This is a genomic window from Spirosoma aerophilum (assembly GCF_054782495.1).
Genome location: NZ_BAAGSJ010000001.1, coordinates 134,158 through 153,312 on the forward strand (window position 1 = coordinate 134,158; position 19,155 = coordinate 153,312).

Here is a 19,155-nt window from a genome sequence, read left to right on the forward strand (position 1 = left end):
TTTACATGTTCCTGAAACCCTTAACGGATTCAACAAATCCATGAATACATTCCTGAAACCTGTACTCAGTCTGCTGATTCTGGGAAGTTTCATTTCCCTGAAAGACGACAAAAAGCCTGCCAGCCAGTCGCCCCCCAACGACGACTGGCCGACGTATGGCGGTAATAATGCGGGTAACCGCTACTCAAAACTAAACCAGATCAACACGCAGAATGTAAAAAGCCTGAAGCTGGCATGGAGCTACAACACGGGCGATAACAAGGATGCCACGCAGCGGGGGATGGACATTCAGTGCCAGCCCATCGTAGTTAAAGGTGTGCTCTATGGCACCTCGCCCCGGCTGAAACTCTTCGCCGTCGATGCCGCTACGGGCAAACAACATTGGCAGTTCGACCCCTTCGCCGACCCTGATGCCAAACCCCGGTTTCACCCGATGCGCGGGGTGATGTACTGGGAAGAGGGCAATGACAAACGGGTTCTTTACACCGTTGGCTCGTTTTTGTACGCCATCAACGCCGACACCGGCAAACCGGTCGAAAGCTTCGGCAAGCAGGGAAAGGTCGATCTGCACGAAGGGCTGGGCGATAAGGAAACCATCGGCCACGACGTAGCGAACCTGTCTATCCGCGTCACGACACCGGGGGTTATTTATAAGGATCTGCTCATTACAGGATCGGCGGTTAGTGAAGGGGGCGACGCGCCACCGGGCTACATTCGGGCGTTCAATGTACGGACGGGCAAACTCGCCTGGGTATTCCATACCATCCCGCTGCCGGGTGAGTACGGCTACGAAACATGGGCCAAAGATTCCTACAAAAAGCTGGGCGGGGCTAACTGCTGGGCAGGCATGGTATTGGACGAGAAACGAGGGGTCGTGTATGCCGGTACAGGCTCGCCATCGGTCGACTTCTACGGGGGTGCGCGGGAAGGCCAGAATCTCTTTGCCAACTGTGTGATTGCCCTGAACGCCACCACCGGCAAACGGATCTGGCATTTCCAGACTGTTCACCACGACTTATGGGACCGCGACTTACCCTGTCCGCCCAACCTGGTTACGGTGAAGCACAACGGTCCCGACGGTCGGCCCCGGTTCGTCGAAGCGGTAGCCCAGGCAACCAAAGATGGCTATGTATTTGTCTTCGACCGGGATACGGGCAAACCGCTCTTTCCCGTAAAAGAAATTCCAGTGATGACATCGCCCGTCCTACCCGGCGAAAAGCCCTGGCCTACGCAGCCTGTGCCCACCAAACCGGCCCCATTCGTTCGGCAGGAGCTGACTGAAAACGAGATAACGACCCGCACGCCCGAAGCCCACGCCTATGTGCTGGATCGGTACCGCAACAGTCGGCACGGGAGCAAATACATGCCGCCGAGCATCGAAGGCACGCTGTATTACGGATTCGGGGGCGGGGCCGAATGGGGAGGTAATGCCGCCGACCCGGACGGAATTCTCTACCAGAACGCCAATACCATGCTCTGGTGGCTCAAAATGCGGGACGTTCGGGCGCAGACGGGTGGTGTAGCCCTAACGCGCGGCCAAAGCCTGTTCAATACCAACTGCGCCGTTTGCCACGCTGCGGGTGAAAAATCGGGCGGGAGTAACCAGACGGCCCAGGCCTATCCAAACCTGACCGACGTCGACAAGCGGCTGACCAAAGAACAGGTAGCGTCCATTCTGGTTACGGGCCGGGGTCGGATGCCTTCCTTCGGGCACCTGCCTGCCGACGACCGGGAGGCCATTGTCCGGTATCTGTTCAAGCTGGATACTAAACCCAGGTCCACATCGGCCGTAGCGTCCAACGACCAGCACAGTTCCGTAGTCAACACGCCTACGCCCGAGGGAGAAGACTTCCCTTATACGCCACCGTATCTGAACAACGGCAACACCCAGTTTCGGGGTCAGGATAACTACCCCGCCATAAAACCGCCCTGGGGCACGCTCAACGCCATCAACCTCAACACGGGTGAATACCTCTGGCAGGTGCCGCTGGGCGAATACCCGGAACTGACGAAGCAAGGCATTCCCCCCACCGGTACCGAGAACCATGGCGGGCCCATAGTGACGGCGGGTGGCCTGATCTTTATTGCGGCTACGTATGATGAAAAGCTTCGGGCTTTTGATAAGAAAACCGGTAAAATCGTGTGGGAGTACACGCTGCCCGCTGGTGGTTTTGCCACACCGATCACCTACATGGTCAACGGAAAACAATATATTGTCATTGCCGCAGGCGGAACCCGCTACGGACTCAAATCCGGCGGTTCGTATGTCGCATTTGCATTGCCGTAAAAAGCACAAAAAGAGGAACTAATGAAAAACTATCTATTAGGGTGTGATTGGGGGACGTCCTCTTTTCGACTACGGCTCATAGACAGCTCAGACATTAAACTTATCGGGGAGGTTACGTCGCAGGAAGGAATTGCCAATACCTTCACGGCCTGGAAAGCTATGGGCGATGGTGAACCATTGGCTAGAGAACAGTTTTTCCGGCAGCAGCTGAAGCGGCAGATCAACCAGTTGTCGGCCAAAACGGGGATCAGTCTGAGTGGCATTCCCATCGTTATTTCGGGGATGGCGTCATCCTCCATCGGCATGGCTGAAGTGCCGTACGCGACCCTCCCCTTTCCGGTCGATGGCAGTCTGTCCAGTACAAAACGGCTTCCGAAACAGGTCGATTTCCCGCATGAGATTACGCTGATCTCGGGGGTTCGGACGGAGCATGATGTCATGCGGGGCGAAGAAACGCAGCTCATCGGACTCCTGGCGTTGCTGGATACCCTGCCTATAGCTGCCGACGCGTCGATTCTGATCTTTCCGGGCACTCATTCGAAGCACATCTACATACAGCATCATCAGGTCATTGATTTCCAGACGTTCATGACGGGCGAAGTCTTCAACCTCATGGCGCATTACAGTATCCTGAAAGATTCGATTGCACCTGCGGAGCTGAGTACATTCACGAACGATCAACTCGACGCGTTCAAATCAGGCATCAACGAATCCGATTCGCCGTCTATCCTCAACAGCCTGTTCAGGGTCCGGACCAATCAATTGTTTGGCTTACTGAACAAGCCCGACAATACCCTTTACCTGAGTGGGCTGCTGATCGGTGCCGAGCTCAAAACGTTGCTCAACCAGCCACAATTTCAACTAATTCTCTGCAGTGGAAACAACTTGTATGAGTTATATAAACTGGCCATGAATGAGCTTCAGCTGGGCAACCGAACGACAACGATTTCATCCGATCTGATCGACAAAGCAACCATCGTCGGGCAGGTAAAAATTGCCCAGAACCAGCTAGTCACCTTACCTAAATGAGTCAACAGAAATTTTCCTGGGCGTTATTTTCCAAAGCGCCGGTCGTCGGTATCATCCGGGGCCTCCAACCCGACGATATTCACCATATCATGCCCGTTTACCGGGAAGCCGGCCTGACCACCATTGAGGTCACGATGAATACCGACTTTGCCGAGGTCATTATCCAGAACGCCGTAAAATACCATAGCGAGGGACTGAACATCGGTGCCGGAACGGTTTGCACACTCGACGACCTGGACAAAGCACTGGCCGCTGGCGCTCAGTTCATTGTCACCCCCATCCTCGACAAGAAAGTCATTAAAGCCTGTGTCAAGCGGGGAGTACCCATTTTCCCGGGGGCTTTCACCCCGTCGGAAATTTACAAGGCGTGGTCGCTGGGGGCATCGATGGTCAAGATATATCCGGCCACATCACTCGGCCCCGACTATATCAGAGACCTGAAAGCGCCCCTCCATCAACTCAAACTCATGCCCACGGGGGGTATTAGTCTGGACAATATGGCCGCTTATTTCAACGCCGGAGCCGACGGGCTGGGCATCGGGAGTCACCTTTTCGACAAGGCGCTCATCAGGCAGAAAGACTGGGACGGGCTGAAAAAGCACTTGCAGGATTTTGTCGAAAAAATGCAACAGGCGATATCACCACCCCCAACCCCCTCCTAAAACAGGAGGGGGCTCAAAAAAGACACCCCTTCGACATAGCCCCCTCCTGTTTTAGGAGGGGGTTGGGGGTGGTAAACACCCACTAAACCCTACCCCTGTGACTACGTCAAAAACCCAAAATTACCGGTGGATCATTGTTTTCCTGTTGTTCACCGCTACCACGATCAACTACCTCGACCGCCAGATCATCGGCCTTTTGAAACCCATTCTCGAAGTTGAATTTAGCTGGACAGAAACCCAGTTTGCTAACATTGTTATTGCCTTCACGGCAGCTTATGCCGCTGGTCTGCTGGCCTTTGGCTGGTTTATCGACAAGGTTGGCACGAAAATAGGGTATGCCGTCACGATCGTCTGGTGGAGCGTAGCCGGTATGCTGCACGCACTGGCCCGCAGTGCATTTGGTTTCGGTCTGGCCCGCGTTGGGTTAGGGCTGGGCGAAGCGGGGAATTACCCGGCCGCGGTGAAGACCGTGGCCGAGTGGTTTCCGCAAAAAGAACGAGCGCTGGCAACGGGCCTGTTCAACGCCGGAACCAGCATTGGGGTGGTGGCAGCCCTGGGTATCGTTCCCTGGATACTGAATCATTACGGCTGGCAGGAAGTGTTCTGGATTACGGGGGCCATGGGCTTCGTCTGGCTGATCTTCTGGCTGATTTTTTATGAAGTTCCCAGCCGGCAAAAAAGGCTGTCGGAGGCCGAATACGACTACATTGTCAGCGGTCAGGAAGCGGAAACTGAAAAGAAGCTGCCCATCAACTGGTTCAGGCTATTTTCCCTTCCACAAACCTGGGCGCTCATCACGGGCAAAGGCCTCATCGACCCCATTTATTGGTTTTTCCTGTTCTGGCTCCCCTCCTATTTTTCGTCGACTTTTAAGCTGGACCTCAAAAAACCCAGTCTGGAACTGATGCTGATCTATCTGGCCACCACCGTGGGCAGCATTGGGGGCGGGTACCTATCCTCCTGGCTGATCAAACGCGGCTGGCCGACGCTAAAAGCCAGAAAAACTGTCCTTATTATATTTGCCGGGTTGGAATTATCCATTATCCTGGCTCAATTTGCGACGGATGTCTGGGTAGCCGTGGGGCTGATCAGTCTGGCAGTGGCCGTTCACCAGGCGTGGGCGACCAATGTGTTCACGATGGCGTCTGACCTGTTCCCAAAACAAGCGGTGAGTTCGGCCGTTGGTATAGCGGGGATGGCCGGAGCGGTAGGCGGCATTTTCTTCCCGATGTTGGTGGGTCGTTTGCTGGACGCCTACAAAGCGGCCGGGAATCTGGCGGGGGGCTATAACCTCTTGTTCACCATCTGCGGCTTTACGTATTTGACTGCCTGGGTGATCATCCACCTGCTTACCCGCAAACCTAAAATTGTCGACATCAGTGAACTAACCTAACCCTCCTTTCAACGTATGAACCAGTCAATAAATCCGTCAGAGATACCCGTCAGCGTCGTGGGGCTGGGTCTGATGGGTTGCAGTATCACCGTCTGCCTGCTCATTGCCGGGCATCCGGTACTCGCCATTGCGCCTTTGCCCGCCGATATGGAAACGGCCGAGCCCCGCATCCGCGAGCATCTGACCAAAGCTTTCGACAAAGGGCTGATAACCGAAAGCCCCGAGCATTATGTTGAGCGACTGACCATTACGGAGGACTACAGTCTGTTGAAGAACTGTAAGCTCGTGCTGGAGTGTACGCTCGAAGACATCGATATCAAGAAAGCCGTTTACGAAAAAATCGAAGCGGTGGTTGCCGACGATGCCGTGATTACCAGCAACACCTCGGCCATTCCAATCAGTATTCTCCAGCGGCAGATTCGGTTACCGGAGCGATTCCTGGGCCTGCACTGGGCCGAGCCTTCGCACACAACCCGCTTTCTGGAAATTATTTGTGGCGACCTGAGCAATCAGCAAACCGCCGACTGGATCTATGAACTGGCTCACTTTTGGGCCAAAGAACCCACGCTGGTGCGCAAAGACATTCGGGGATTTATTGCTAACCGACTGGCATACGCTATGTACCGCGAAGCCTTCAATCTGGTCGAAAACGGCTACGCGACCGTTGAGGATGTAGACCGCGCCTGCCGCAACAACACCGGCTACTGGATGACGCTGGTGGGTGTATTCCGGTGGATGGACCTGACGGGCGTACCAGCCTACCACACCGTCATGAAAGACCTTCTCCCAACCCTGAGTAACAAAACCGAAGTTCCGAAACTCATTGATGACATCGTGAAAGCGGGTGGCAAAGGCGTTCAGAATGCGCATGGTTTCTACGAATACACGCCCGAAGAAGCTCAACTCTGGAAAGAAACCTACGAGGAATTCAGCTACGAAATTCGCCAGCTGGCCTTGAAATACCCGGCCGATGTGGTGAAGAAAAAACTGAAAAAAGATGAAGAGTAGTTAGTATTGTCCCAGACAACAGGGATGCTGTCTGGGACAAATGTGCTGACGCGGGTATTTACCCGTGCCTGTTAATATAGCCAGTTGGTCCGGCGTCCCGGTTCGCTGGCGAATCGTCCTGTAATACGTCAGTAAATACTGACGAAATGAATGGGCACGGATAAATACCCGCGCCCGCTGTAGATCAATAAATAATACCTTCATGTTCATTATCGACGCCCACCTCGACATGGCCCTCAACGCCATCGAATGGAACCGTGACTACCGACTATCGGCCCACCAGATCCGCGAACTGGAAGCCGACATGACCGACAAAATTGACCGCGCCAAAGGCACCGTTTCCCTGCCCGACCTCCGCCGGGGCAACATTGGTTTGGTCGTCGCGACTCAGATTGCCCGCTTCAACCAAAGCAACGGTAACCTGCCCGGCGCAGGCTGGAATTCTCCCGAACAGGCCTGGGCCATGACACAGGCGCAACGGGCGTGGTACGAAACCATGGTCGATGCAGGCGAAATGGTACAGATCCTGGACCGCGCCACGCTGGATAATCACGTAACCCTGTGGCTCGACGAAAGCATTCCAAATGAAACGAAACCCGTCGGCTACATTCTCAGCCTCGAAGGGGCCGACTCGCTGGTAAATCTGTCGTATCTGGAAAAGGCGTATAACTACGGCCTGCGCGCCCTCGGCCCGGCTCATTACAGCACCGGCCGTTACGCCCCCGGCACCGGCTTAAGTGGACCCCTCACCCCGCAGGGCCGCGAACTCGTGCAGGAGATGGACCGGCTGGGTATCATTCTGGACGCCACCCACCTCACCGACGAAGGCTTTACCGAAGCCCTTTCTTTGTATAAAGGTCCGGTGTGGGCCAGTCACCACAATTGCCGGTCGCTGGTGCCCCACCAACGGCAACTTACCGACGACCAGATCAGGCAGCTAACAGAACGGGGCGGGGTTATTGGCGGGTGCTTCGATGCCTGGATGATGAAGCCTGGCTTTACCCAGCGGGTCAGCAATCCGACAGAATTTGGCATCTCTATCGAAACGATCATCGACCATTACGATCACATCTGCCAGCTAACCGGCAGCAGCCGGCACATCGCTATCGGCAGCGACCTCGACGGCACCTACGGCGTTGAGCAATCCCCCAGCGACCTCGACACCATCGCAGACCTGCAAACCCTAACCGGTCTGCTAGCCAAACGCGGCTACTCCCAAGAGGACATCGAAAACATCTTTCACAAAAACTGGCTGCGTTTTTTGCGGGGGGCCTGGCGGTAACGTCTGTCTTAAACGTCATGTTTTAGCGTACAACCCAAGAGTCCCGGCATGCAGCGTGATATAGTTGATCGGTAGGCGCAAACGAGGGGATTGCCCGTTGAGATAGTGGGCTACCGTACGAAAGGACTGTCCAACCAGTACGGTGTTGGGTACAGTCAGGTGAGGAATACGTTCTTCGGTTAAAATAGTTTATAACTAATTAGCCCGCAAAGTACAAGCCAACACCCTATCTGTAAGGTAGTTAAGAATTTTACCCTCACCAAAGAATAACTCAGCCAACGACTTAATTAACGGGCTCGTAATCATTTCAGCAATAACTACGTTCAACTAGATACATTCGTTTACTGAGTGTTTGCTTATCGGCAGTTACATGCCATCGATCATGATTGATTACTCGCATGCCATCCGGAATAAGCAGCAACTTTCTGATCACCTCACCTGCCTCTCACAGCTATTCCCGGCGAAAGGTTTCAGGAAACCGACTCCCTTCACTCATCAGAGTCAGGTTCAATGGATTGAATTGATTTGTATGGAAGCCAAACACTACCTGCAATCGCTGCCTCTCCCCTAATCTTCTTGCGTCTACTGCCTACAGGCCACCTGCAATTCATTCACGGCCATCCTTTCATCTGCCCATCATGCGCAGCTTGATATTCAATACCCTTAATCAATCACCCATGACAATAATCTTCAATTACCTGTTTACACAGACTGGCGATGGATTTAAAACCCGTGTACCCGTTCGTATTCAACAAGGGCAATTGCTTCATTCAGGTTTATACCTGACACCTGCCAACCTCGATGGCATAGACCTACAGCACTGGGTAGGTAAAAACTTAGCCGTTACCATCAGCGAGGGCGTACATAACATTGGTGGATTGGCAGAATAGAAACTTAGCCATCGGTTTATGTAATTCCTGATGCCATTACGTATAAAACTTCAACACGTATTTTAACCCAACACAAAGCATGAATATGTTAATCAAACAACTCATTGAACGCATTGGTCGTATGATTCAGGTAATTCAGTGGAGCGACGAACGCGATCGCATGTTTCGTCCGATTCTCATTCCGGTCAACAATGGCCGCCAGTAGGTGTCTTTCCATTTTACTTCAGCAGGGCAGATCTTTTTCAGATAGAGATAGCTTTACGCTCACTAATCCACTTCCGAAATGACAACCAATAACAGTCAGCTATCGCCCGGTTTAAAGCACATTCATATGCTGATGGAGTCCTTGGCTTTCACCAAAGAATCACCCGAAGACGGCCCCTGGAAAATAGCTTTTGCCGAGTTGATCCTTCTCCTCAATGATCGGTTGATTCAGGAAGACCGGGCCGGTCAACGAGTCGATTTCTGGGAAGGCGTTGGTGTACAGGGGAAGCTTCAGGATGTTACATCGCTGGTAGCCTGGCTACGAGCCTGTTTCCCCGATACATTACCTGATTTCACCACGACATTCGCGAGTGATCGCTTGAATCGTTATTTCGGGAAAGGCACTGGCTACTTTGCAAACGGTGCTTTTTTCACCTGTGAACAAGCTGATGATCTGGCCTTTTTCGTGGATGATCAGCGTATTTATCTGAAATGTCAGATCGGGCGGGCAGTTACCGAAATAGAAACGCATGCTCAGGCAGTCCACTAAGCCGTTTGCCTTGATATATTGCCCGTTCTGCATCATAAGGGGCGTTTCTGTTTAAACATATAGGGTTAGCTGAGTGCCTTATTTCTTGTCTCGGATGCATTTGCCGTTTCGTATCGGTACGCAGTGGTCCGGCACGCCGACGCGAATCACCATCCGCCCGAAAAATCCACGCTGGGCTGCCTGAGCGGTTCGTCTCAGAGTCGCGCTCAACAGGCAGTCACTTACGTTTAACGAGTCCGTACAACACCAAGGGATTGGTCACATCACATCCAAACGCTCCTCTACCCAGATAAAGTGTTGCCCTTTTGCTTAAAGTGTGGGCAATGAAAATTTGATCTATCTCAATAGGGCAGCGTTTAAAGAGACCATTATTTTTACTATCAGGCAGGCTTAGTTAGTCCCATTCGTTCAGCCGTCCTCAAATTCATCTTCGGTTGCCGGTACTTACTGACCAGGTAGCTAAGTACCGGCCAGACAAATATTTATTCCGGCAGAAAGCTATTTTGAAAAATAATTAAAGCGTTTCAGCGCTATCGGTGTTCTAGTAAGAGATCAATCCGCCTGACCCGCTTTTTGAAATTAATAAAACACAGACAGGTAGTTTAAATCACTAAAAACATTGATCTGTCTCTTTTGGGAAGGTGGTTTTTTTGTAGCGGATTGTCAGTAGCAACCAGCCTGGTCGACCTCTGGCTAGACTTATGTACGTAAAGGGTTGATGGTTTCGCTCCATTACGGCCAGATCAATTGATCCGGTTTTATGCCCTCTGTAACTGAGCGAATCAAACGCTCGGGACTTATTCATTTACTTAATCAAAATCCTTATGGCAACTAATACATTAACCATTGTCACGGGCTATGGCTCCATCTCTCCCAAACCGTTTCGCAAAGCGTATTTAAATAATAGCGAGGAAATGGCTACCCAACGCTTCCTGCGGGATTATCCCGGAGTGCGAGATGCATCCGTGGTTATCGTTTCGTTTGATGATGAATTAACCATTCGTACCAACGGAGAGATCGCAGCCTATTAGCTGTTTGCAAACGGCTCGCCTATCCATGAACGAAGCGGAAGGTGATGGCCGTTGATGCTTTCGCCGAGCGGGCAGTCCGGCCAATTAACCTTATTTCCGATAAACTAACCAAATGGTACCCATGAATGAACTACCGTACACATCCATTCCCGATACGTCTGATAGCAATTACTGGGAGTCAAAGTCAATAAAGAATAATTTACGAAGTACCACCTTTGTTCCGCGGGATAAGGAACTCCATCAGCGGTTACGGGTAAAAGCGTGGGTGATTATTCAGGCCTCCCTATCGAAGAGAAATAGAAGAGGAAAGAACTAACTACCCGTGTAGTAAATCACTTATCTCTTTTTTTGTCGCGAGAATCGTGCGCTTTCAGTATCCTACGATTTAAGCACTAATCAGGATAAACCGGTTCCCGCCAGGATCACCTTCATCAGCCAGGGAACCGTAAAAAATAATTGAGTAAACACATTCGACAGGTAAGCCAGATTTTGTTGATCTACTTGTCGTTTGCCAGGAGATTAAGTGTTCGTCAGCTGTTTCATAAACCTGACTGAGTTGGAACAACCATCTACTTTTGCCTCGGCTACAGCATTTATACAACAGCTTTTTACTGCTTTCAACGGGAGAACGGTCTTTCACTTATAGGACTCCCAAACGTTCACCCTACTGCCATTTTAAAAAAATTTAAAATAAAGTTTCGAAAAAGAGAGTATTCGCCAACGACTCCTGCATCTTTCCTTCAAATGCACCGATAGCGCATTCATGTGTATGCAGGAGTATAGGGATCTGGAACCCGAAGAATTGGCCCTCGATTCGTCTTTTCAACGCTGGCAGTTGAGCCACGACCCCGCAGCCGATGCATTCTGGCAGGCGTGGCTGACCCGCAATCCAGACAAAACCGAACTGGTTGATAAAGCAGCTTCACTGCTGCACGCTCTGCATAATACCTACAGCGAACACATTGCCGAACGGCTTCCCATTTCAGAACGGGAAATTCAGGAGGAAATCAGTCGACTGCACGATGCGCTGGACGATCGGGAGGTGCCGGTCATAGCCGTGCCCTGGTTTCGGACCTTGCCTGTTCGCTATGGCGTGGCGGCCAGCGTGCTGATTGTACTTGGTCTGTTTGGCTGGTACCAGCTCCGCCCTTCGGCCAACAAAACACCCGAAACCTATACCGAGCTGGTAGCGCAGGCTACGGAGCCGCTTTCGGAAGTGAGCAACACCACCGATCGGCCCTTACGCGTCAACCTGCCCGACAAAAGCACTATTACGCTGTATCCTAAAAGCCGGGTGAGCTACGATAATCAGTTTACCGGCACTAAACGGGAAATCTACCTGTCGGGAAAAGGCTTTTTCGAAGTCGTCAAAAATCCAACGAAACCGTTTTACGTCTACGCCAACGGGCTGGTGACGAAAGTGCTGGGAACCAGCTTTACGGTACAGGCGTATGAAGGTGCCCGACAAATGCAAGTTGTTGTCCGGACGGGGAAAGTGGCCGTATTTACTCAGAAACAGGTGGCGGATCTCCCCCGGAAAGAGACGTATAAACTGGACGGTATCGTACTGACGCCCAATCAGCAGATTGTCTTTTCGACGGAGAAAACACAGTTAACGAAGAGCCTGGTTGAGAATCCGGTTTTACTGGAGCAAGCTCCGCAGAAGCCACTTTTCGCCTTCAAACGCACTCCTATTGCCGATGTGTTCGCCAGCCTTGAGCAATCGTACGGGGTACCTATCGTATTCGACAAAGAATTGATGCGGGCCTGTTACCTGACCGCTTCGTTTACCGACGAGCCACTTTTTGAAAAACTTGACCTGATCTGCAAGACCATCAATGCCAGCTACAAGCAGGTAGATGGTACCATTCTGATCAGTAGCAACGGCTGTTAAAACCAATACCCAATTATCTTCTAACCGCTCTAATATTCTGCATGCCTATGGTCAACAACGCTCCGACATACGCATAAAAAAGGCGGAGATGCGCTAACATCTTCGCCTTCAAAACCGCCCCTCGTTAAGCTCATTACGGTATCCGCAAAAATTGCGGACTGGGACTTTATTGTGCCGAATTTTTCACCCGACAAAAGCCAAAACTATGTCAAAACGAGTACTTTATCAAAAGACTTTACAGAAAATCATGCGCATTGGCATCTACCAGGCCTTTCTTTCTGTCGCTTTTGCCACCTTCTCCTACGCCTTTGAGGTAAGTGGGCAGAAAGTGCTGGAGCAAAAAGTAACCCTCCAACTAACCAACGCCGATATTGAGAAGGTGCTGGACAAGATTGAGACCGTTACAAACGTCAAATTCCTGTATAACCCGCAAATCTTTGGAACCGACGCCAAAGGCTCCTTTAAATTCCGTAACGAACCGCTCTCCGACGTCCTGAACAAGGTGCTGAATCCGTACCAGGTTACCTACGAAGTGCTTCAGGATCGGATTATTCTGAAACGCCAGGAATCATCCGAGATCAGAACGCCCCTCCAGCAGGAAGCCCCTAAACGCAAAGTAGCGGGCATTGTCCTCGACGAAAACGGGGCGGGGCTGCCGGGCGTCAGTGTGGTCATAAGGGAAGCCCAAAAGGGAACTACCACCGGCGCCGATGGCCGGTTTTCGCTGGATATTCCGGACGAGAACGCCGTGCTTGTGTTCAGCTTCGTTGGCTATAAGCGGCAGGAAGTTACGGTAGGCAACCAAAGCAACCTCTCCGTCACGCTGGCCCCCGAAGCCAGTACCCTCGGCGAAGTGGTGGTGACGGCTCTCGGTATTGCGCGGGAGAAAAAAGCCCTCGCCTATGCCGTTTCGGAGGTAAAGGGCAGCGAATTTACCCAGGCCCGCGAAAACAACGTAGCCAACGCGTTGACTGGCAAGATTGCCGGTGTCAACGCAACGGGTATGGCTACCGGCCCCGGCGGGTCGAGCCGCATCATTATCCGGGGCAACGGCTCCCTCAACGGCAACAACCAGCCGCTGTACGTTATCAACGGTATGCCCATGGACAACAGCACCCCCGGCGGTACCACCGCCGACGGTAATGGTATGAACGTGGACCGGGGCGACGGCATTGGCGGGATCAACCCCGACGACATTGAGTCCATCAGCGTACTGAAGGGTGGCCCGGCGGCTGCTCTGTACGGCGCCCGTGCCTCCAACGGCGTTATTCTGATCACCACCAAAAAAGGACGCGCCCAAAAGGGTGTCGGGGTGGAGATCAACAGCAACACGACCTTCGAAGACATTGCCGTAATTCCAAACTGGCAGTATGAATACGGTCAGGGTCTGGATGGCAGAAAACCAACCACCGTGACCGAAGCCAAAAGTACCGGACGCCTTTCGTATGGTGCCAAAATGGATGGGCAGCCCACCATTCAGGTCGATGGGCAATTGCACCCCTATTCCCCACAGAAAGACAACCTGAAGAACTTTTACCGTACGGGTACGAACTACATCAATTCGCTGGCCTTCACCGGCGGCAGCGAAACGGTCAACTTCCGTCTGGGCCTGAACAACACCCAGTCGAACAGCATCGTACCCAATTCATCGTTCTCCCGGCGGATCGCCAACCTGAACCTGAACGCGTTTCTGGGCAAGAAACTGAGCGTTGAAACGGTCTTCCAGTACAATGTGGAAGAAGGTGTCAACCGCCCCAAAGTAGGGTACGCCGACTTCAACCCGCACTGGGCGACTTACCTGATCGCCAACGTGGTCGACATCCGCAGTCTGGCTCCGGGTTACGACCCCGTGACCGGTAAAGAGATGGAATGGAACCCCGTTCCGGCCGCACCGAACCCATATTTCGTGATCAACAAATTCAAGAACAACGACACCAAGCACCGGTTCATCAGCCAGGGAAGCATCCGTTACGACATTCTGGACAACCTGTTCATCAAAGGCAGCGTGAGTCAGGATTTTTACAGCTTCTCGTCGGAGTACGTCCAGCCAACCAACAATGCCTACCAGCCGCTGGGTACCTACGAAGCCCGCAAAACAAGCTCGTCGGAAACCAACGGCATGCTGACACTGAACTACAACACGACCTTTTTCAAGGACCTTAGCTTTTCGGCCCTGCTGGGCGGCAATGCCCAGAAAGCCATCTTCGACCAGACAACCATAGGTGGCAGTGAATTTACGGTACCCTATTTCTACAGCTACACCAACCTTGCTACATCGACCACCACGCCAACGTATCTGAAAAGCGCCATCAACTCAGTCTTTGGCTCGGCAGATTTTGGGTATAAAAACGTGGCGTATCTGACGCTGTCGGGTCGGCAGGACTGGTTCTCGGTGCTGAACCCCAAGAGCAATCACATCTTCTACCCTTCTGTGGGGGGCTCGTTCATTCTGTCCGATGCCTTCCAGTTGCCCAAAGCCGTGAGTTTTGCCAAGTTGCGGGCCTCGTGGGCGCAGGTGGGTGGTGCTACGGTCAACGCCTACCAGATTTACCAGTACTACTCTATGCAGCAGGGCGGCCACAACGGCCGGCCCGTACAGGTGCTATCGTCGTCACAAGTACCCAACCCCGACCTTAAACCGCTGACCTCCACCACCTACGAAGGCGGTATCGAAGCCAAATTCCTGAACAACCGGCTGGGTATTGACCTGACGCTCTACAACCGCAAAACGACCGACGACATCGTAACGACAAACATTGCGCTCTCGTCGGGCTACACCTCGGCACTGCTGAACGTGGGAGCGCTGAGTAACAAAGGTGTTGAGCTGCTGCTGACCGGAACGCCCGTTAGCCGAGGTCCTTTTTCCTGGGATGTGAGCTACAACATGGCCTATAACAAGAGCAGAATCGAACAACTGGCTACGGGTATCACCGGCATCGATGTGGGTGCGGGCGTGGGCGGTGGTCTGGTCCGGAACGTGCTCGACCGGCCTTACGGTACCGTTTGGGGGTATAACAAGAAAACTGATGCCAACGGCAACGTCGTATTCAACACAGCCAGCGGTTACGCCCTGCGGGGTGATTTGCAGGAAATCGGGCAGGGAACGCCCCCGCTCACGATGGGTATCACCAATAACTTCCGCTACAAAAACTTCTCGCTGAACGTACTGGTCGATGGCAAATTCGGCAGCATCGTATACTCGAACCTGTACCAGTACGCCTATCGTTTCGGTCTGCCGCAGGAAACGCTGCCAGGTCGCGAAACGGGCATCACCGTTACGGGTGTAACGCCCGAAGGCAATCCTTACAGCAAAACATGGAGCAAAGAAGAGGTCGATACATACTACGATAACGACAAGAACTACACGGCCATGTTCATGTTCAACAACGATTTCGTGAAGCTGCGTCAGGTGATCCTGAGCTATAACCTGCCCGTTGCCAAACTGCCATTCCTGAAGCTGCAATCGGCTACGATCTCGTTTGTGGCGCGTAACCTGGCTATTCTCTACAAAGACAAGAAGAACCAGTATTTCGATCCGGAATCGGGCTATACGAGCACCAACGCGCAGGGACTGGAAGCCTTCGGCGTTCCCAGAACCCGTAGCCTGGGCGTGAACTTAATGGTGAAATTCTAACCAAAAAATTTTCTGACGATGAAGAATCTGATCCAAAAAATACTGGTTGTGGCCCCAATGCTTCTGCTCCTCTCTGCCTGCGACAAGGGCTTCGAGGAGATGAACGTAGACCCGAACAAATACTCGGAAGTGGTGCCCGGCTACCTCTTCACCCGCGCCCAACTGGATGGCGTTAGTACCAACTTCACCGGGGCGGCTTACCTGACCATTGGCCAGTCGATGCAGCAATTTGCTACCTACAAAGAGGTACCGGCCGCGGGTGATAAGTACTTCAACTACAGCTACTCGACCGGCAACTGGAATGCCTACGCAGGTACCGGAGCCGGACAGGGCGCGGTGGTGTCTATCCGGCAGGTGATCGACGCCGTGTCGACCAGCCCGCTCGATGTGAACAAGCTCTCGGCGGCTCGTATCTGGAAGGCGTATATTTTCCATCGCCTGACGGACATGTACGGCGACATTCCGTACTTCGACGCGGGTAAAGCCCTTTCGGATAAGAACTACAGCCCCAAATACGACACCCAGCAGGCCATTTATGCTGATCTGCTGAAAGAGCTGGACGAATCCATCAAGGCGTTCGACGCCAGCAAAGCCACCTTCGGCAACGCCGACCTGATGTACGGGGGCGATATCACCAAATGGAAGAAATTTGCTTATTCGCTGATGTTCCGGCTGGGTATGCGCCTGACCGAAGTCGATCCCGCTTTGGCCAAAACCTGGAGTGAGAAAGCCATTGCCGGCGGGGTTATTCTGGACGATGCCGACCGCGCCGTGATTGCATACGTCGATGGATCGCAGACGGCCAGCCGGAACTTCATTGCCAGCGGTCTTATCAGCACCGATTACGTAACCCCCGGTGGCGACAACGTGGAAGGCGGCAAGTTCGCCAAAACGTTCATCGACTACCTGAAGAACACCAAAGACCCGCGTCTGAATGTGATTTCCATTGTGTGGACCACCACCGACGGCAAGACCTTCACCGCCGATACCACAACGGCTCTGCAAAGCGGCATGCCCAACGCGGCCTACAACAACCTGCCCGCTAACTTCAACTCCTTCTCGGAGCCAAATCCGAACACGCTCTTAAAGTACAGCACGCCGTTGATTGTGTTTGGCAATGCTGAAACGAACCTGTTGCTGGCCGAGGCATCCGTTCGGGGCTGGACCAGTGGTACCACTGCCGCTACAGCCTATGACAATGCTGTAAAAGCGGGAATGCGCCAATGGTCGTTGTTCGGCACGGGCGGCACGATTCCCGAAGCAAAGATCAACGCCTATCTGGCAGCTAATCCGTACAAAGCCACTGGAACGACAGCCCAGCAGATGGAACAGATTCAGACGCAGAAATGGGTATCCCTAATTCTGGAAGATGAATATGAGATCTTCTCCAACTGGCGTCGGACGGGCTATCCGGTACTCACGCCAACCAACTATCCGGGTAACCTCACCGGCGGCAAAATCCCGACCCGCTTTGTGATTCCGGATTCCGAAGAAACGTATAATAAAACCAACTTTATCGAAGCCCGGACACGGCAGGGTGGTACGAACACGCTTTCCAGCGTGGTCTGGTGGGATAAGTAGAGGAGTGGTGGAGTGGTCTGCTGTGGCATTGTGATGTTGTGGTGTTGTGGTGTCAGGTCCTCAGACCTGACTTGGCGAGGTTTCTCAAAACCTCGTGCGGCTCGTTAATAAACGAGGTTTTGAGAAACCTCACGGTGTCGGGTCTAGGACCCGACACCACCGGCAGACATATCACATACATCACTCTGCACCGTAAACTCCAGGCTTCTGTCAGTAAATTCAATGCACTACACCAGTTTCTAATATTTTTTAATAAATTGACAGGCAGTGGCTTAAAATTAGAGTAAGTTCCTAAGAAATACTCTTTTCCTTCTTTAATAGATTTATGAAAGCACAACGCCGTTCCCTGCTAAAAAGCCTGTTTACCTTCGTAGCCGGAATAGCCGGATTGGGGTCATCGACCCGCGCCCTTGCTGCGTCAACGCCCGAACAGGAAGATGCCGGTGTGCTGTCTCAGGATGATATTCCGCTGTATTCGGGGTCGACAAAACTCGGTAATCTGATATTCGTTTCGGGGGCAGGTGCGCACTTCGAGGGCGATATCCGTTCGCATACCGACCATGTGCTCAAAGAGATCGAGAAAGAACTCATCAAAGCGGGCTCGTCGATGGATAAAGTACTGAAAGTAAACGTCCTGCTGCACGATCTTAAGGATTACAAAGCCATGAACGAGGTGTACAGAGGGCGGTTTGGCAAGAATCCACCCGTCCGCACGACGGTAGCCGTACACGCGGGCGTTCCCGGTAACTCGTGGGTCGAAATTGATTGTGTGGCCTATGTGTAGTCCTGTGTTTTGTACCAAACAGCCAGAGGCTGTTTGAGCCGCGAAGCGGCTTATAAGGTAGCTGCATTGTCAGCCTTCGGCTCAAACAGCCAGAGGCTATTTGGTACAAACTAAGACCCATGAAACCCACCGTCCTCGTTTTAGCTCTTTTACTCGCACTAAACATGCAACCTACCTCCGCTCAAACCAGCGATCCAAGCCAGATGGTCGTCCGGAAAACCGATGATTTTCAGGTGAATGGAAACGGCGACAATAAAGCCTGGACAAAGACCGATTGGGTACCGATCACCATCCAGGAATCTGCCGGACGCAACCTGGCGACCAAGACCAAAACGCTGTATTCCGGCACGGGTATGTATTTCCTGTTTCAGTGCGAAGACGAAATGTTAACGGCAACGATCGAGGAGGATTTTGGGGCGTTGTACAACGAAGATGTGGTGGAAGTTTTTCTCTGGCCCGACCAGTCCGCGCCTATCTATTTCGAGTACGAACTGTCGCCGTTGAACTACGAATTAGCGATTCTGGTCCCGAACCTGCATGGTAAGTTCATGGGCTGGAAACCCTGGAATTACTCGGGCAAATCGAAGGTGCAGCACGCGACCAGCATTCAGGGGGGCGACAAGGTGAGCAAGGCAACCGTCAAGGGATGGACAGCCGAATTTTTCATCCCCTATACCTTGCTGAACCCCATCGTTCAATCCCCTCCAGGCTCGGGTACCAAATGGCGGGGGAATTTGTACCGCATTGATTACGACAAGGGGTATCAAACCTGGTCGTGGCAAAAAACGAGTGGCAGCTTTCACGAATTCAATAAGTTCGGAACGCTGATTTTTGAATAATGAACGCAGAAAACACAGAGAAAAAGTACAATGATCAATAACCGCTGTGCCGCACGGCGAACCGTCTCTGTGTTCATCAAAAGAAAT

General features: G+C 52.5%; 17 protein-coding genes. 16 read left to right on the forward strand and 1 reads right to left on the reverse strand.

Annotated elements, in window-relative coordinates:
- Positions 1 to 40: 40 nt before the first annotated feature.
- The 5 genes from ACYVK4_RS00570 to ACYVK4_RS00590 all read left to right on the forward strand — a co-directional run bounded on the left by ACYVK4_RS00570 (position 41) and on the right by ACYVK4_RS00590 (position 6,379).
- Positions 41 to 2,287 (forward strand): outer membrane protein assembly factor BamB family protein, encoded by a 2,247-nt coding sequence (locus ACYVK4_RS00570; protein ID WP_461125536.1) that lies wholly within the window; start codon positions 41 to 43, stop codon positions 2,285 to 2,287.
- Between the two features lie 21 nt (positions 2,288 to 2,308).
- Positions 2,309 to 3,316, forward strand: a complete 1,008-nt coding sequence (locus ACYVK4_RS00575) for a 2-dehydro-3-deoxygalactonokinase (RefSeq protein WP_461125537.1) — start codon at positions 2,309 to 2,311, stop codon at positions 3,314 to 3,316.
- Complete coding sequence (locus tag ACYVK4_RS00580) at positions 3,313 to 3,978, forward strand: bifunctional 4-hydroxy-2-oxoglutarate aldolase/2-dehydro-3-deoxy-phosphogluconate aldolase (RefSeq protein WP_461125538.1); 666 nt, start codon at positions 3,313 to 3,315, stop codon at positions 3,976 to 3,978. The genes ACYVK4_RS00575 and ACYVK4_RS00580 overlap by 4 nt, the downstream gene beginning before the upstream one ends.
- A gap of 97 nt (positions 3,979 to 4,075) precedes the next feature.
- Positions 4,076 to 5,371, forward strand: coding sequence for an MFS transporter (locus tag ACYVK4_RS00585; RefSeq protein WP_461125539.1), 1,296 nt, complete (start codon positions 4,076 to 4,078; stop codon positions 5,369 to 5,371).
- Positions 5,372 to 5,386: 15 nt separating this feature from the next.
- Positions 5,387 to 6,379: a 3-hydroxyacyl-CoA dehydrogenase family protein gene (locus ACYVK4_RS00590; RefSeq protein ID WP_461125540.1), complete on the forward strand. Its 993-nt coding sequence runs from the start codon at positions 5,387 to 5,389 to the stop codon at positions 6,377 to 6,379.
- Here the strand turns inward: ACYVK4_RS00590 and ACYVK4_RS00595 are convergent, their stop codons facing one another.
- On the reverse strand, positions 6,380 to 6,583 hold the full coding sequence (locus tag ACYVK4_RS00595) for a hypothetical protein (protein ID WP_461125541.1): 204 nt from the start codon (positions 6,581 to 6,583) through the stop codon (positions 6,380 to 6,382).
- Between ACYVK4_RS00595 and ACYVK4_RS00600 the strand changes: the two genes are divergently transcribed.
- The 11 genes from ACYVK4_RS00600 (at position 6,582) to ACYVK4_RS00650 (ending at position 19,068) form a co-directional block, all read left to right on the forward strand.
- Positions 6,582 to 7,661 carry a dipeptidase gene (locus ACYVK4_RS00600; RefSeq protein WP_461125542.1) on the forward strand — a complete coding sequence of 360 codons (1,080 nt, stop codon included), beginning with the start codon at positions 6,582 to 6,584 and terminating at the stop codon, positions 7,659 to 7,661. The genes ACYVK4_RS00595 and ACYVK4_RS00600 overlap by 2 nt on opposite strands.
- A gap of 370 nt (positions 7,662 to 8,031) precedes the next feature.
- A complete protein-coding gene (locus ACYVK4_RS00605; protein WP_461125543.1) occupies positions 8,032 to 8,232 on the forward strand; it encodes a hypothetical protein in 201 nt (66 codons plus the stop codon).
- Positions 8,233 to 8,338: 106 nt separating this feature from the next.
- Positions 8,339 to 8,551 carry a hypothetical protein gene (locus ACYVK4_RS00610; RefSeq protein WP_461125544.1) on the forward strand — a complete coding sequence of 71 codons (213 nt, stop codon included), beginning with the start codon at positions 8,339 to 8,341 and terminating at the stop codon, positions 8,549 to 8,551.
- A 79-nt stretch (positions 8,552 to 8,630) separates the two neighbouring features.
- On the forward strand, positions 8,631 to 8,756 hold the full coding sequence (locus tag ACYVK4_RS00615; RefSeq protein WP_461125545.1) for a hypothetical protein: 126 nt from the start codon (positions 8,631 to 8,633) through the stop codon (positions 8,754 to 8,756).
- Between the two features lie 78 nt (positions 8,757 to 8,834).
- Complete coding sequence (locus tag ACYVK4_RS00620) at positions 8,835 to 9,305, forward strand: hypothetical protein (RefSeq protein ID WP_461125546.1); 471 nt, start codon at positions 8,835 to 8,837, stop codon at positions 9,303 to 9,305.
- Between the two features lie 824 nt (positions 9,306 to 10,129).
- Positions 10,130 to 10,336, forward strand: coding sequence for a hypothetical protein (locus tag ACYVK4_RS00625; RefSeq protein ID WP_461125547.1), 207 nt, complete (start codon positions 10,130 to 10,132; stop codon positions 10,334 to 10,336).
- A 769-nt stretch (positions 10,337 to 11,105) separates the two neighbouring features.
- On the forward strand, positions 11,106 to 12,230 hold the full coding sequence (locus ACYVK4_RS00630; protein WP_461125548.1) for a FecR family protein: 1,125 nt from the start codon (positions 11,106 to 11,108) through the stop codon (positions 12,228 to 12,230).
- Positions 12,231 to 12,435: 205 nt separating this feature from the next.
- Positions 12,436 to 15,864, forward strand: coding sequence for a SusC/RagA family TonB-linked outer membrane protein (locus ACYVK4_RS00635; protein WP_461125549.1), 3,429 nt, complete (start codon positions 12,436 to 12,438; stop codon positions 15,862 to 15,864).
- Between the two features lie 18 nt (positions 15,865 to 15,882).
- On the forward strand, positions 15,883 to 17,445 hold the full coding sequence (locus ACYVK4_RS00640) for a SusD/RagB family nutrient-binding outer membrane lipoprotein (protein WP_461125550.1): 1,563 nt from the start codon (positions 15,883 to 15,885) through the stop codon (positions 17,443 to 17,445).
- A 325-nt stretch (positions 17,446 to 17,770) separates the two neighbouring features.
- Entirely contained in the window at positions 17,771 to 18,229 is a 459-nt protein-coding gene (locus tag ACYVK4_RS00645) for a RidA family protein (protein WP_461125551.1), read from the forward strand.
- Between the two features lie 164 nt (positions 18,230 to 18,393).
- A complete protein-coding gene (locus ACYVK4_RS00650; protein WP_461125552.1) occupies positions 18,394 to 19,068 on the forward strand; it encodes a carbohydrate-binding family 9-like protein in 675 nt (224 codons plus the stop codon).
- Positions 19,069 to 19,155 lie beyond the last annotated feature (87 nt).

What these genes read in the sequence shown, in the direction of transcription:
- ACYVK4_RS00570 (WP_461125536.1), top strand. Translation starts at nt 41, where the DNA reads ATGAATACATTCCTGAAACCTGTACTCAGTCTGCTGATTCTGGGAAGT.
- ACYVK4_RS00575 (WP_461125537.1), top strand. Translation starts at nt 2,309, where the DNA reads ATGAAAAACTATCTATTAGGGTGTGATTGGGGGACGTCCTCTTTTCGA.
- ACYVK4_RS00580 (WP_461125538.1), top strand. Translation starts at nt 3,313, where the DNA reads ATGAGTCAACAGAAATTTTCCTGGGCGTTATTTTCCAAAGCGCCGGTC.
- ACYVK4_RS00590 (WP_461125540.1), top strand. Translation starts at nt 5,387, where the DNA reads ATGAACCAGTCAATAAATCCGTCAGAGATACCCGTCAGCGTCGTGGGG.
- ACYVK4_RS00600 (WP_461125542.1), top strand. Translation starts at nt 6,582, where the DNA reads ATGTTCATTATCGACGCCCACCTCGACATGGCCCTCAACGCCATCGAA.
- ACYVK4_RS00595 (WP_461125541.1), bottom strand. Translation starts at nt 6,583, where the DNA reads ATGAAGGTATTATTTATTGATCTACAGCGGGCGCGGGTATTTATCCGT.
- ACYVK4_RS00605 (WP_461125543.1), top strand. Translation starts at nt 8,032, where the DNA reads ATGCCATCGATCATGATTGATTACTCGCATGCCATCCGGAATAAGCAG.
- ACYVK4_RS00610 (WP_461125544.1), top strand. Translation starts at nt 8,339, where the DNA reads ATGACAATAATCTTCAATTACCTGTTTACACAGACTGGCGATGGATTT.
- ACYVK4_RS00615 (WP_461125545.1), top strand. Translation starts at nt 8,631, where the DNA reads ATGAATATGTTAATCAAACAACTCATTGAACGCATTGGTCGTATGATT.
- ACYVK4_RS00620 (WP_461125546.1), top strand. Translation starts at nt 8,835, where the DNA reads ATGACAACCAATAACAGTCAGCTATCGCCCGGTTTAAAGCACATTCAT.
- ACYVK4_RS00625 (WP_461125547.1), top strand. Translation starts at nt 10,130, where the DNA reads ATGGCAACTAATACATTAACCATTGTCACGGGCTATGGCTCCATCTCT.
- ACYVK4_RS00630 (WP_461125548.1), top strand. Translation starts at nt 11,106, where the DNA reads ATGCAGGAGTATAGGGATCTGGAACCCGAAGAATTGGCCCTCGATTCG.
- ACYVK4_RS00635 (WP_461125549.1), top strand. Translation starts at nt 12,436, where the DNA reads ATGTCAAAACGAGTACTTTATCAAAAGACTTTACAGAAAATCATGCGC.
- ACYVK4_RS00640 (WP_461125550.1), top strand. Translation starts at nt 15,883, where the DNA reads ATGAAGAATCTGATCCAAAAAATACTGGTTGTGGCCCCAATGCTTCTG.
- ACYVK4_RS00645 (WP_461125551.1), top strand. Translation starts at nt 17,771, where the DNA reads ATGAAAGCACAACGCCGTTCCCTGCTAAAAAGCCTGTTTACCTTCGTA.
- ACYVK4_RS00650 (WP_461125552.1), top strand. Translation starts at nt 18,394, where the DNA reads ATGCAACCTACCTCCGCTCAAACCAGCGATCCAAGCCAGATGGTCGTC.